The sequence below is a fragment of the Ensifer oleiphilus genome (assembly GCF_013371465.1).
Taxonomy (GTDB): Bacteria; Pseudomonadota; Alphaproteobacteria; order Rhizobiales; family Rhizobiaceae; genus Ensifer; species Ensifer oleiphilus.
Genome location: NZ_JABWDU010000011.1, coordinates 84,902 through 99,092, shown reverse-complemented (window position 1 = coordinate 99,092; position 14,191 = coordinate 84,902). Strand labels below are relative to the sequence as shown.

The 14,191-nt window shown below is 56.1% G+C and carries 7 protein-coding genes and 2 pseudogenes; 3 read left to right on the top strand and 6 right to left on the bottom strand.

Annotated features, from left to right (window positions below; all coding sequences use genetic code 11):
• Positions 1 to 137: 137 nt before the first annotated feature.
• Both HT585_RS28850 and HT585_RS28845 read right to left on the bottom strand, forming a co-directional pair.
• Positions 138 to 977: a YeeE/YedE thiosulfate transporter family protein gene (locus HT585_RS28850; RefSeq protein ID WP_176356285.1), complete on the bottom strand. Its 840-nt coding sequence runs from the start codon at positions 975 to 977 to the stop codon at positions 138 to 140.
• Between the two features lie 409 nt (positions 978 to 1,386).
• Entirely contained in the window at positions 1,387 to 1,860 is a 474-nt protein-coding gene (locus HT585_RS28845; protein WP_176356222.1) for a cupin domain-containing protein, read from the bottom strand.
• A 570-nt stretch (positions 1,861 to 2,430) separates the two neighbouring features.
• Here HT585_RS28845 and HT585_RS28840 point away from each other — a divergent pair.
• Positions 2,431 to 2,961: a YkgB family protein gene (locus HT585_RS28840; RefSeq protein WP_176356221.1), complete on the top strand. Its 531-nt coding sequence runs from the start codon at positions 2,431 to 2,433 to the stop codon at positions 2,959 to 2,961.
• Between the two features lie 207 nt (positions 2,962 to 3,168).
• Here the strand turns inward: HT585_RS28840 and HT585_RS28835 are convergent, their stop codons facing one another.
• A complete protein-coding gene (locus HT585_RS28835) occupies positions 3,169 to 3,708 on the bottom strand; it encodes an RrF2 family transcriptional regulator (RefSeq protein WP_176356284.1) in 540 nt (179 codons plus the stop codon).
• A gap of 270 nt (positions 3,709 to 3,978) precedes the next feature.
• Here HT585_RS28835 and HT585_RS28830 point away from each other — a divergent pair, with 270 nt between their 5' ends.
• Together HT585_RS28830 and HT585_RS28825 are read left to right on the top strand one after the other, a co-directional pair.
• Complete coding sequence (locus HT585_RS28830; protein WP_176356220.1) at positions 3,979 to 5,187, top strand: NAD(P)/FAD-dependent oxidoreductase; 1,209 nt, start codon at positions 3,979 to 3,981, stop codon at positions 5,185 to 5,187.
• A 286-nt stretch (positions 5,188 to 5,473) separates the two neighbouring features.
• On the top strand, positions 5,474 to 5,695 hold the full coding sequence (locus tag HT585_RS28825; protein WP_176356219.1) for a DUF2798 domain-containing protein: 222 nt from the start codon (positions 5,474 to 5,476) through the stop codon (positions 5,693 to 5,695).
• Between the two features lie 516 nt (positions 5,696 to 6,211).
• On the opposite strand, the pseudogene HT585_RS28820 reads toward HT585_RS28825, so the two are convergent.
• From HT585_RS28820 to HT585_RS31960, 3 genes and pseudogenes are all read right to left on the bottom strand, one after another.
• A pseudogene (locus tag HT585_RS28820) lies at positions 6,212 to 6,511 on the bottom strand (UPF0149 family protein); the annotation flags it as partial.
• A gap of 287 nt (positions 6,512 to 6,798) precedes the next feature.
• Positions 6,799 to 12,387, bottom strand: coding sequence for a trifunctional serine/threonine-protein kinase/ATP-binding protein/sensor histidine kinase (locus HT585_RS28815; protein ID WP_176356218.1), 5,589 nt, complete (start codon positions 12,385 to 12,387; stop codon positions 6,799 to 6,801).
• Positions 12,388 to 13,605: 1,218 nt separating this feature from the next.
• Positions 13,606 to 14,054 (bottom strand): annotated as a pseudogene (locus HT585_RS31960) (LysR substrate-binding domain-containing protein); the annotation flags it as partial.
• Between the last annotated feature and the right edge of the window lie 137 nt (positions 14,055 to 14,191).

Genomic DNA, 14,191 nt, shown 5'->3' with positions numbered 1-14,191 from the left:
GTTCGTCGCTCCGAGTGTGAGCAACCCAGGCGAAAGTGTCCATTATTCCTTGGTGTAGGGAAAGTCGCGAATCCGGGAAGTCCGGAGATCCCAGAGAGACTTGCGATCCCTGTTTCCGGCCGGAGCAGCCTGTCGCTCTATACCTGTTTCGTGCGGCGCGCACCGATCAGAACGCTCACTGTCGCAACGAAAAATATATATGCGATCGCCGCTTGCCACGCGCCCATCGGGAGTCCTACCAAGAGCAATGTGTCGTTGCCTCCTGGTATCAGCAGAGCCCCAGAGCCCATTAGTATTCCGCTCCCTGTCTTCCTCAGCATAGTTTCGGAATCGGGCCAATTCAGCATGATACGACGTCTCTTTATGCGTGCCGATACAAAGCTCCCGACAACCATGCAAAGCGAAATTGCGACACCGGCATAAGGTATCGACGTCGTGGACCCTACTGATGTCGTTATCGAGAACCCTGAGGCGATCGACGCCAATGCCGTCGATGTGATTCCGACAGATGCCATAGACCAGGAGAGGCGCCTGAACTCCGGGTGCTTATGGCCACCGAGAAGGAGTCTCAGCAGAAGCATCAGCGCCAGCAGTAAAGCGAGGTGCAGTGAGCCTAAAGGCGGCGCACTACTCACGGCTGGCTGATCTGAAATTAGGCCAAAAAAAGCTTCTACATGTATAGCGACCAGAATGCCTATAAATGTGAAGGCGAAGGCGACATCTCCATCGCCGAGGTGACCTACGGAGCCAAAAATACAAGCCCCATTGGCATAGGTACCCACTCCAAGCAAGAAAGCCGCTGGGATTATAAGGCCGACGTCGAGCCATCCTTCCCTTATCGTTGGCGCCTTCTCAAGCAATGTATAGACCAAAGCAGCCCAGACCGCGCATTCAAACAAAGCGATGAGCCTTGCGGGTTTCCGCGCGATTACAAGGTCATTAGCGGCGGTCACGGTGCAAATCGAGCTTCGGTTCATGACGAAGCCGAGCACAAACCCAAGCACTCCGCAGATCGCGAAACTTCGCCACAGATCTACGCTTGCGGCCTCAACGGCTGCGGAAGAGAAGCTCAAGCACAATCTCCTTGGCTACATTGCTGCGCCATACCCACTGGCGGCAAGCCTCCTTATTTACTCCGTGCCTGCCAGCTACCCCGAGATTTTGAAAGTCGATCCGCTCGACAGAATATTTCCGCCCAGCCGTGGTGACCATCATCCGTTGGTGTAAGTGCGACGCATACAGGGCGGGTGAATCGGACCGGCGCGGCTCTCGAACAAGTAGACGTGCCCAGAGTGGTTCGGGGAGCGCCGCGCGCGGGAATGTAACACAAGACCGGAATGAGGTAGTCACATCGTTCCGGCTATTCTATCGCCCATTCTGTACCGACTATGCTCCTAAGCCGATAGCGCGATTGTCTTCTTCGGAGCCTAGCCAGTATCCGTTCCCAATCGCGGCGGACACAAACGTCCTCACCCTATCTTCGTTCGGTTTCCGCTCGTCGCTACCCACGACCACTCCCACACTTTGGAAAAAGTGCCTCATGCTCTCGTAGGTCACCATAAGGAGATTTACCGGCTCACCGGAAGAGTTTCGAATGGCATGTCGGACGCCACTAGGGATGTCGAGGACGTCACCGGCGGAATATGAAAGCCATTCGTCATCCTTAAACGCCTCGATCTTCCCGGCCAGAATCACAAGCGTTTCTCGCTCTCCGTGGCTATGCAGCGGCACTTGAACCCCGGCCGGAACTACCGCATCGATCACACAATAGGCGTTGGGATTTTCGATGTATGGGGTAAGAAACCGAATTTGGGGACCAAGGATATCGATAAAACCCGGGCAGTTAGTGGATAGGCTCATTTCCATTCCTTCCTGATTGATACAGCGCGACGTAGCCGCGCTATCGCCCAGGTTTGTTTATTCAGAAATGTATCTCGGCTGTGTGGCAAAGGAGGCGATTTGTATCTCCGTGTAGTAAGAGAAACTAAAACATTCCAAAGAAACCACCGCGCTTAACGACGCGATCCCTTCCTAAATAAAAATATTAATTTGAACATGGCGTAGATCATGCATCAATTAGTTACGCCAAAAGTAAGATTGCAACTTAAGATGCTAAATAATGATCTAATATTACATGTACTTACATTACTTACGCTTAATTGACATTATGGGGATACATGGGCAGCGGAATATAAGAACGTTGCCGACGACCCTTCTCCGGAGGTCTTGAGAAACGTTGGCAGGGAGTGCCAGTGTTCCAGGTAGCCATCGATCGAGAATGAACGATCGCATGCCCACTTCACCGCCAAGACCCGTCTTGAGCGGTCCGGGTAGCCTGGAACACTGGCTGTTTCATGAGTTCTCAATGCAGCAATAACGTCACAGCAAACCGAACAAGACCTATTTCGGTCAGCGCTCCAGGAGAAAACTATGAAGAGCACACAAAACTCAATTGCAGAGTATACGAGGATCAAACGCCCCATCGATGTGGCCCTTGATCTGGCCGACCGCTCCGGTCGCACCGCCACCACTGCAAGCCTCTACCTGTCACTAGTGGTCATATATGCTTGGTTCGGAGGCATGAAGTTTACCGCATATGAAGCGGAAGGCTTGACAGGGCTGGTTGGAAACAACCCTCTTTTGAGCTGGACCTATTCGATCCTCAGTGTGAGAGGGTTTTCCGACGCGCTTGGCATTCTTGAGCTGACAATCGCTGCTCTGATTGCCGCAAGAGTTGTAAACCCACTTTTTTCATTGATCGGAGGTCTACTGTCTGCTGGGCTGTTCGCGACGACGTTGAGCTTCATGCTAACGACCCCGGGGGTTGTCGCACCAGGGCTCAGCTTCCCTGCAATTTCTGTCGCTCCGGGCCAGTTTCTACTCAAGGATCTTGGCCTGCTCGCTATTTCCTTCTGGATCGCGGTAGACTCTGCAAAAGCACTACGCCCGGCCAGGGTGTAACCTTCTTCCCAGATCCGTTAGCGACCGATCAAAACGCGGCAGGGCAGTGCTCACATTGTTCCTGCCGCACGGCCACTATAAGCCTAGCCGAATTCTTCCAGCGGCAAGGCCCAATATCGATGGGTCCTTCCGAAACGTTGCGCCAATGGGCTGAACCGCCCCAACTGTCGACGCGTCTCTACCGCTCGCCCGGCAAATTTCACTCCCTCACTCGGCGTTTGCGAGAAGGCCCCGACGGCGGCGTTGCGGCGTCCGCCCAGACAGCCAATCCTTGACACGTTCGGCATGTTCCTTAGGGGCCTTTGCGGCCGCCCGTGCGGCAAGGTTTGCTAAAGTGTGGCCACTCATGACCTCCCTCGCCCTTTTCTCGGCTTCGATCATGACCGCGTGGATGGAGCAAACGCCGTCTTCCGCCCAAGCGGGCGTTTGGTCGCCAAACACGGCGCACTGACCGCGTATCTGCTTGCATTCGAATAGTGCCTTCCGTCCGTCGATCGCTTCAGTAACTTCTAGCACCGTGATTTTGCTGGCGGGACGGGCAAGCGCGAACCCACCACCAATACCTTCTCGGGCGACGACGATGCCCGCCTTTTGAAGCTTGGTGAAGAGCTTCGCGACGAAGTCGGTCGAAATCTTCTGTAGCTCGGCGAGATCGCGAGCACTGGCTGGCTGGCCGATTTCCTCGGCCTCGACCAGCGTCAGTAGGCAATGGAGAGCATATTCTACGCCTGCGCTTACGTGGGCCATAATACACCAAAACAGCGACAAATACCGTCGTAGATAGCCTTAATTCCCGCCTCCTGCAATGCATCTGTTGTCTCTAGCTTGTTGACAATGCGTTTCCAAATTCACGCTCGATTATCGTTTGCACCAATACTCCGAGTAAAGTAATCGTAGTTACGCGACGACAATGGATCATCGCCTAACCGTCTCCAATGGGGACTTATCGAAACTGTCATTTGCCCGGTGCCTTCACCTCGTCCAGCCAGTGGCGACGACTTGTTTGAGGAATTGAAAATGCGTGAACGAATTCTGATTGTTGGCGCCGGTTTTGCCGGGATGTGGACTGCTCTCGGCGCCATGCGGCTGCTGGACCAGCAAGGAAAGGCCGACGGGTCTGTGGAGGTTGCGGTGATTGCCCCCCAGCCTGAGTTGCACATTCGTCCACGTCTGTACGAGAAGAATGCAGCCCAGATGAAGGCCCCGCTGTCCGACATCTTCGCAAACGTCGGCGTGCGTTTCATCCGGGGCCATGCGATGTCCATTTCTACGGAGACCAACACCGTAACGTATGCGGATGAAGACGGGCTCGAATTATCGATTAGCTACAGCAAACTTGTCCTCGCGACCGGCAGCGTGCTGCATCGTCCGGACATTCGAGGTCTCATCCACGCTTTCAACGTTGATCAGCTTGCCGATGCCGCGGAACTGGAGGATCACATTTCCCAATTGGCACGCCTGCCGGAAACGCGCGCTCGCAATACCGTCGTCGTTGCCGGTGGCGGCTTCACTGGCATCGAAACGGCGGCCGAGATGCCGCATCGCATGCGCGCAGCGCTTGGTGGAAACGCGGACATCCGCGTCGTAATTGTGGAGCGTGCACCTGCGATCGGACCGGACCTTGGCCCCGGACCGCGTCCGGTCATCGAGCAGGCACTCTCGGAATTGGGCGTCGAGACCCTTCTGCTGTCCCCGATATTGGAGATTGATCACAACGGCGTCACCCTTAAATCCGGGGAGCGTATCGACGCGGCCACGGTGATTTGGACGGCGGGTGCTCGCGCCCATCCGATCACCGGGCAGATTGACGCACATAAGGATTCCTTCGGACGCCTTCATGTGGATCGAAACCTTAAGGTGATCGGCCACGCGAACGTCTTTGCCACCGGCGATGTCGCCTGTGCCGCAACGGATGATCGGGGCAATCGAACGATGATGAGCTGCCAGCATGCGCAGAACCTCGGGCGTTCTTCCGGTTACAACGTCGCCGCCGACCTTCTAGGCGTGCCCCCCATCCCTTACGGCCAGGAAAAGTACGTGACCTGCCTCGACTTAGGTCCGTGGGGTGCGGTTTACACCGAAGGGTGGGATCGTCAGGTAAAACTCACTGGCGCAGAAGCGAAGAAACTCAAGACGACCATCAACACGACATGGATCTATCCGCCGAGCGCCGATCGTGCAGCAGCTCTGGAGGCTGCCGATCCGCTTCGCGTCGTTGTGGCCTGAAGATAAGGGAAACGGCCCCTACCTGGTCCGGCATGACATGGTGTCTAGCGTTCCTCGTGGCATCATCGCAGCCGGAATGGCGCGACTGATCGGTCCTACCTGACCGATCAGTCGAAGTCATTTTGGAGCAACCTGGCGCCTCCGCTTCCTAGGTGGCCAAGTTCCAGCTTGCCAAATGTGAGAGGGTTCCTCTCGCGTGTGCGCTCTACCAACTTAAAGCGAAACAACCGATGTTGGCTTTCGAAAATGGAGGGCCAAGCATAGCCCCTTGGATCGAGGACAAGATATGCATCTGCAATTAAAACGAAAAATAGCGTTCGCCCTGCTGATGGGTATTGTTACGACTGGGATAATTTCGTTCACCCTTCTCTCTTTAAATTTGGGCTTCTCCAGCGGTTTTCTTTTGAAGTGGTTGCGTTCGTGGGGGATCGCATACGTAATTGTCATTCCAGCAATCCTCCTGATTGGCCCTCGCCTTCAGGCACAAGTCGACCGCCTCATCCGCTAGACCGTTTATGCTGCACCAGCCGCCACGCTCGCCGCGATCGCGGGCGATTGGGCAGAGAAAGTACCCGGGTCGGGCGTTTAATCGAAGCAGTGCTGTCAGCAATGTTTGGATTAATGCTGCTGTCGTCACGGCCTCATCGGATTTGGTGACCTTTCTTCACTTTCGTCAACCGGTTTTGGGAGAAAGCGATGGCCAGGCTTAACAAACCGGCCATTCTTCCGAGATCGGGAGTTCGTGTGGCAAATAAGCACGCGGTCGCTCGCTTCTTAGTCACGAAGTTCTTTCGGAATCTCAGCAACTCTACTGCTCAGCCCTAATTGACACGCATTGTGCCAGATGGAGTGCGCGCGCAATCGCGGCGTTGCGTCGATTGTAAACCTGACCTCCCGCTGCGGTCTGTAATTATGGTGGTCCACCCCTCCGCATCCAAGTCCCTCTATTCCACATTCAAATGTGAGCGCGACGAACGTCCCAAGGGCCTCGGATGTTGACAGCCGGGCTTTGTAAGGCGGCCGTTTAGAACTTCTGCTTTGCGCGCTTTGGCATGAAGTAGCCGCGGATCTTGACGAGCGCTTCAGCGACAGCATCGGCATCCGTCGTCGTGGCTGGCTCGGTGGCGTAGCTGAGCTCGCGGATCGGCGCGATGATATCGCCGGTAACGGCATGACCGCGAATGACGGGCCGCCACTGCTTTTCGGCGAAGTCGGTACCCAGCAGGAATCCGACACGCCAATCCATGCTGTCATAGGTTTGAGCATCGAGCTGGCTGAAGCGGGGCCGATGTTTCCCAGGCGTTTCCGCCAGGCTCGCCGAGACCCCGTCATGCCTGGCTTCATCCATGGCTTCATCCATGGCTTCAAGCATGGCATCAGCGCGATCTCCAACCATTCCGTTCCGCTCCTGTCGATGAAGGAGCATATCTCTCGGCCTCGGTCAGCAAAGGAAAGGTGGGGTGTTCGTCGCGCTCACATTCAAATGCACTTCGGAGTGTGAAAACAGGTTCCGAAGGGCTTGAGAGGGCAACGTTTCCACCGCCGATTGGACATAACCCTGGTACTTCTCAGCGATTTATTCGACAAGAGGCTCGTCGATTCGGTGATGGATTAACTGCTGTAGCGCTGTGGCGGAGCTGCCGGCAGAGTGATAGTGAAAAGGGCGCCTCGGCCTTCGGTCGGGCTTGCCCAAATGCGCCCATCATGTCGCTCAATGATTGAGCGACTAACCGACAGTCCAATTCCCATTCCATGGTCCTTGGTTGTGTAGAAGGCATTGAAGAGCTGGTTGCTCGTGTTTGCGTCGATGCCAACTCCATTGTCTTGAACCGTGAGCCGAATTTCTCCGCCTTGATCTAAGTCTGTTTTGATCGTGATCCGCCGCGGCCGATCGTTGACGCCGCTCAGCGCATCGCAGGCATTTAACAGCAAATTGAGAATGACTTGCTGAAGCTGCACACGATCACCGGCGACGAGGGGCAGGTGGTCGCCCAATTCGATTTCAAGCGCGATCCGATTTTTTTGCAGTTCGTGAGAGGAAAGTTCGACCACGGCTCGGGCCGCCATATTAAGGTCGACATCTTCTATGGCGGCCGGCTTTTTGCTGAAGAGCGCGCGTAGCCGCGCGATGACCTCGGACGCTCGATTGCCGTCGCGCAGAGTGCGTCTTGCCGTTTCGCGTGCGCCCTCTATGTTGGGTGGGTCAGCCGCAAGCATGCGCAGACTGGTGTTTGCGTTTGTGATGATCCCCGAGAGTGGCTGACTAATTTCGTGTGCAATGGAGGCGGTCAGCACTCCGAGACTCATCGTTCGCGCTGCATGCGCCAGCTCGTTACGCGCGGCGTCGAGAGCTTCCTGTGCTTGCTTGCGCTCACTCAAGTCCAGGACGTACGCTACGCCTTGGTCGCTTCCTCCATAAGTTGCCACGCCGATTAGAACTGGGACTGGCGTTCCATTCTTGTGAAAGTACTCAGACTCAAATGGCTGCAATGTGCGCTGCTCTCTCAGTTGGACAAGCAAGCGATCGTCAGTTTCATTCCATGCGCGCGGGAGGAGGTTACGCCAACTCAGCCGGCCCGCCGCTAGATCGTCGTGGTCGTAGCCGAGCATCTGCAGGAACGCGTTGTTCGCCTCGAGAATTCTTCCGTTGAACTCCCAAATGAAGATCCCGATGATGTCGGCGTCGACCAATCGGCGGATTCGTGCTTCACGCTCCGCGAGATCGCGGTAGAGATACGAATTTTCAATCGAGATCGCTGCCTGAGACGCCAGCAGCTTGAGAACCGCGGTCCGCGCTGGGGTGAACGCGCCAGGTGTTAAATTATTCTCCAGGTAGAGTGCCCCAAGGGGCTTTGCTTGACTCGATACAGGAAGACACAGGATCGATCGAGGCCTCCGTTGATCCATGTAAGGGTCTGTGCTGAAAAGGTTCTGGACAGAAGCGTCGTCTATGATGACCAATTCCTGCGTATGCTGCGAATATTGCAACACGCCTTCCGGTAAGTCGTGGCTTGTCGGGCGCTCATCGTGCAACTGCACAACGATAGTCTCCCGACCAGTCGTTGCCTCCGCAACGATCCTTGGCTCCCCGTCGCGCATAAGAATGAGCAATGCACGTTCGGCTCCAGCTTGTTCCATCGCAATTCGCATCAATGTGTTGACAAGGCTGTCAAAAACGATCTCGCTGGAGATCGCTTGCGAAACCTTCAAAACAGTTGCGAGGTCGAGCTGATCAACTGGCGACCCGACGCTCGTCGTGGAGGGGGCCTGCTCAGACGCTACCAAATTCAGATTGGGAAACAGGCCGTCAAGCTGCCGGACCTTGCCGTCAGCGCCCCAACGTAAGTAGCACTGGCGCGCGTTCCGCAGGTATGAGTGTGAAATGGTTTCCAGTCCGGATGTATCATGGAACCGCGCCGCGAGCTCACTTGCGAGCGCCTCAATGTGGACGAAAGCGTTACTCCGTGCCGACTTGATGGCCGCCTCATAAAGCCGCTGTGCGGTTAGATGCCGGCCCTCGAGCCGCGCTATCTCCGCGCCGATGAGAGTGGCACGACAGTCGAAATTCTCCGGGCAGTGCACTGCCCATTCCTCAAGCCTCGTGTGATGCTCCACAATCGCCTTCAGATAACGCTCGCGCCAGTCTGGGAGTGTTTGGTCACACGCTGCAGCCTGGCTAAGGGCACCATAGAAGTGGGCTTCTGCGGTTTCGATGAACGAAGGCGACGTCCAAAGCTGTCGTTGGGCGTTGAACGACGCGTCGACGGCGGTGGCAAAGTCCCCCGCAAAGTATCTGGCCTGCAGCTTGCGTATCCAATACCAACACGCGACAAGGGCGACCGTGCTTTCGGCCTTCAACTTCAGCTCATAACTTTCCTCATTGAAATTGGCGTGATCAAGATTACCGAATGTTGGCGTGAGGCCGCGAAGGGTCAGAACAAGCGCAAGTTGAGCGGAAGTGATGTCGGCGATCATGTCGAAGCGAACTTGCCGACTGAATTCGAGCGCCCGCACCGACTCATCCTGTATCTCGACAAGCGGGTCGCCGGCTGCCAGCAGGAGTCCGAAAATATCGCTCCCGCAATAAGAGGCAGTCGTGAGATCCCCAACCGATGTGGCAGCGTCGAACGCGTTATGCATCAAGTCACGCGCCGTTCTCAGGTGTTTGGTCCATGGAATGATCAGGGTCGCGAAACTTTCCAGGATGTGCGCTCGGAACTGACCCGACCCCATCCTTTGTAGAAGCTCGTATCCGAGCGCGCCAAACCGGTAGCCCTCACGATAGTCACCGAAGTGCGGGCCTGCGATCATCCCAAGCCAAACGTATGCGTCGCATGAGAGACCGGCGTGGCCGTGCTCCAGACCGAGGTTGGTCATTTGACACACCAAGACCGAGAGTAGATTGGCATCCGTAAAGAGAGCTGGGCTCAGGCTTCGGCCCAGAACCCGCATTGTCGCTACGACCTCCGGATCCTGAGTTTGAGGCAGGGCGGCAAGGTCCTCGATGTCGCTACCACCAATTAGCGACCAGGTGCGCTCATACTCACGTCTTGCTGCATCGGCGGTTGGATGTGCCGGGATCTCTGACCCAAGCTTTCCAAGATACTCCAAGCAGACTTCAACCGCGCGATCGTTGCGACTGAGCGCGGTATAGAGGTCGATGCGCAAGCTAGCGATGCTCGCGCGGTCGACCAGATTTGCCGCCAGCGTAGAGAGCGATGCCAGCCTTTCTTCTGCGGCGGCTAGGCGCCCAGTTAGGAATTCGCATTCAGCTTGAAGCGACGCGAGCGCAAACATCAACTCTGGCCTTCGTTGCCATCCATCGTTGGATAGAAGTGTCAGTCCACGTTCGAGATAGGCCAGCGCTGACAAGTAAACGGTTGATGACTTAGCTCGCCTGGCCGCCATGAGGCTGAATTCTGCAAGTTGTTCCTTCTCCGTATCCGATACGACCAGGTCTCCACTTTGGTTGAACTGCGCGACAATCTCGAAGATGTTCTCACCCAGCTGTTCCGGCGGAGTTCGCGTCGCCAACCGGCGTCCAATTCGCAGATGTAATTCAGCACGCTCGGGCTCTGGAACAAGCGAGTACGCAGCCTCCTGAATCCTGTCGTGCACGAAACGGCAGCAGCCGTCTGAGACAAGCACCAGTTCGGTGCGCAGAGCGTGCTGAAGGTCATGCTCTACGTTTTCGTTGACCATTTCCAGGTGCGCCAGATCAACGTTGTTCCCGAAGCAAGCCAGTAGTTGCAGGACTTGCAAGGTCCTGTGTGGCAAGCGACTGAGCTTGCTGGTCATAAGAGCCACAACGTTCTCGCTATACGCTTTCGCACCGATGCGGTCCGACTTCCATTGCCAGACGAGATCTGGCGAGAGCATAAGCAGCTTCTCCTCGGTCAGAGCAGAAAGGAACTGGATCACGAAAAATGGGTTACCGCCGGCCTTCTCATGCACCAGCTCAGCAAGTGAGTAAGTGTGGTCGACGTCGGAGCGGAGGGCATCTGCGATGAGGCTATTGGTATGTTGGAAAGTTAGCGGTGCGAGTCCGATGTCCTTCACGATGACGCCAGAGCGCTTCAGCCGATTTAATGTAGCCATTAGCGGGTGTGAGGCGGTTACTTCGTTGTCACGGTAAGCACCAACAAACAGAATGTACTTGGTGCCCTGCTGGGTTAGCAGATCTTCCAGCAACTCAAGCGTGGCAACATCGAGCCACTGCAAATCATCAAGAAAGAGAACGAGCGGATGTTCTTTTCGAGCAAACACGGCAAGGAAACGTCGGAAAACGAGATGGAGTTGCCGCTGTCCGTCTTGAGCCGAGAATTCGGGCCCCGTCGGCGGCTCCCCGATGACGAATTTCAACTCTGGGACCAGATCTACCACGATCGCCCCATTTTGTCCCAAAGCATTCCGAATGTCGGCGGACCAAGTCTCGAGGTCGGAGTCACTCTTTGCAAGGAGCATTCGAACTAGGCCTTGAAACGCTTGTGCCAAGGTGGCGTAGGGTATGTCGCGTTTAACCTGGTCGAACTTGCCCCCCGCAAAAAGGCCGTTGTTGGCTATGAGAACCGGCTGCAGTTCGTTGACTACCGACGACTTGCCGATGCCCGAGTAGCCCGACAGTACAACGAACTCTGGAGGGGCTCCGTCGGCGATACGTTCAAAAGCGTGGAGCAGCGCCTCGGCCTCCCCCTCGCGACCGTAGAGCTTCTCGGGCACAAGCAAGCGATCCGGGACGTCGTGCTCGCCCAATACGAATTCGTCGATCCGCCCATGGGCGCCAAGTTGGTTTAGACAGCGCCGGAGATCATGCTCCAGTCCAGCTGCAGTCTGATAACGTTCCCCTGCCGTCTTCGCGAGCAGCTTCATAACAATGGCTGAAATAGCTACGGGCAGACCGCTCACTCGATCAGCGGGAGGAACTGGTTGTCGGGCTATGTGGCAATGGACCCACTCCATTGGGTCCGCTGCAGAGAATGGCAAGGAGCCGGTGACCATTTCGTAAAGAGTGACACCCAGCGCATAGAGATCGCTCCTGGAATCAACGGAGCGATTCATCCGCCCGGTCTGTTCAGGCGCCATGTATGCCAGGGTACCAGCGAGTGCCTCCGGCGGCCTCTGTGACTGCCGTTCGCGCGTTGTCCGAGATGCGATGCCAAAGCCGGTGAGCCAAACCTGGTCGGTTGTTTCATTCACGAATATGTGTGCTGTTTTGATGTCCTTGTGGATAATGCCCGTCTGATGCATCTGTCGCACAGCGGCCGCAACGTTCGACGCGATCTTTAGGTACCGCCCGACCTCCATCGATAGCCCCAGTTGGTTAGCGTCGAAGCTGGTGTCTGTGTGCAATGGCCTGAGGAGGCGCAGTAGTGGCTCGGCCATCGGATCACTATACACTAGGCTGATCCGACCTTCGTGCTGCACAAGGTCGATAGGACAAAGGGCCCAGTTCGAGCTAAGCTCACCTCGCAACGCAAATTCACCCTTAAGCAAGCGGAGTTGGCTCGGCGAGGGCTGATCTGAAATATGGCTTAAGACGAGTATTGAACAATGGTCTCGCGCTTGCCCTTTAGGCCGCGCGCGGCTGATAACGAACTCGCCGTTATGCAATAAGGGCTCAAGTGCGTAAGACGAGAGATCCAATGGTTTGTCTCTCAGCCCATGATCGTCGATGCTGTTCCCCTTGCCGATATGTCGCATCGGCCAAGAATCCTCAAAACTCTAAGCGGCTCTGATTCACCGGACTCTAGCACTGGTTAAATGCCGCGACAAAGCGCGCGTGCCCAGCTTCCATGGGCAACGTTACACCTCCATTTCTCAGACGTCCATCAGACTTTCGTGTCGGCTTAATGTGCGTGCGTTCACGCCTGGAGTGGAGAACGTCCAGTCGGCAAAATGGTGATGCATGGAAGGCATATGACGGGGATCATCGTGTGCTTGCCGTCGCCGCTGGAGCGACGATGGCGAAGCGGAGGGACGAGCACGACGGGGGCTATACCGGCACTGTCATGGGTCGTTGCGCCTGACATTGCGTCCGCAGCTTCGTAGGCGTCGGGGCCACCGATAAAACGGATACGCTTGTCCGCTGGGGGATTGCTTTGTCGCACAGCACATCGTTGAACCACCCCTGCCCCGCTTGGAACGGAAGCGCGCACGCGGTCAGGAATGCTCTCGACAACGACCGCATAGTTCGGAGCGAATTGGCGATAGAGTTTTGCTATCTCGGGCCGAATGGCGTTTACGGCGTGCCGGGCTGGATTATCACGTCGAGAGCGAGAGGCGCTATTATTCCGTTCCCTATCGAGCCCTTGCTGAAGACTTAACCGCTCAGCGCACCTCCGCCGTTCGGGTAGTGGTCGCCAAAAACCCCCGCGTGGCACGCGCAAGTGTCGTGCTCATTGCTGCTGCAAAACTGCTCCCACACTCACGATATCACTCTCGCTTCGATGTCGCTCTGACCGCCAAGAACCTGCCTGCGATCATGAAGACGCCTGAGAATTATTTGCTCTTACAGGGATCGAGGAGCTTCGCAAACCGAGGCGGAGATTGACGGCACCGGGTGGGTGCCGTCGCCGATCCGTTCGGCTTCAGCGGCGGCCGCCAATGTTCACGAGGCGGATGAAACGGCTTGTCTTTGCGCGACCCCCGAGTAGCTTCTCCAATCAGCCGCGCGGATCGACCGGGCGGGTATCCTTCCGAAGCAATGTTTGGTTCGCCAGAGTTGGCATTCGTCACCTCAAAGATATTCCTGTCTCAAGGCCCGTGGGTTGTCGCGACGTCGCCATCGCTTTTGCACTGTCGGAACAATAAGATCCTGCCCGTGAGCGATGCGATCGGCCGCGACTCAGCTATGGCGACTAGGCTTGAATGCAACCGATTCTCCCGAACAGAGACGGGAACGACGGGTTTGTTCTGCCCTCACCTGCCCTCCCTGACGAGCGACCTCGCGATATCGATGATGTCGTCAAGGACCTGGCAACCCCAAGCCCGATCCTGAAGTCGACACCCCTCACCTTCCGAAGCTCGAAATTGCGGTTGGGAAGATCCAGCGTCCATTCCGGCGCAAAGCCGATGCCAAGACCGGCTGAGACCCATGACATCAGTGAGACGGTGTCGTCGCACGTATGGGCGACGCTCTTTGCCAGATCGTGCTACTCGAACTCTTCAGCGAAGTAGCGTTCGGTAAAAAACAGGTTCCGCCGCGAGAACGAGATGATCTTCTCACCCTTTAGATCCTCGATGCCGATCTCGCTACGGGCAAGCAGTGCGCTGTTCTTCTCCAGCGCCAGCAGATAGCGCTCATGGGCGATGGAGAAGAACCGGATTTCTATGTTGGCCCCTGGCTTGCTCTGTCCGCGCGATTGTTGCAACCGCACGGCCTAACGGATAGGTTGCGCCAAGTTAGCTGACAAAACTTTTGAGTTAATATTCTAATTCCGGAAAAAGAAAGTTTTATGCTCAAGCCTCCCCAATGCCGCGCTGCTCGTGCTCTTCTCGACTGGAC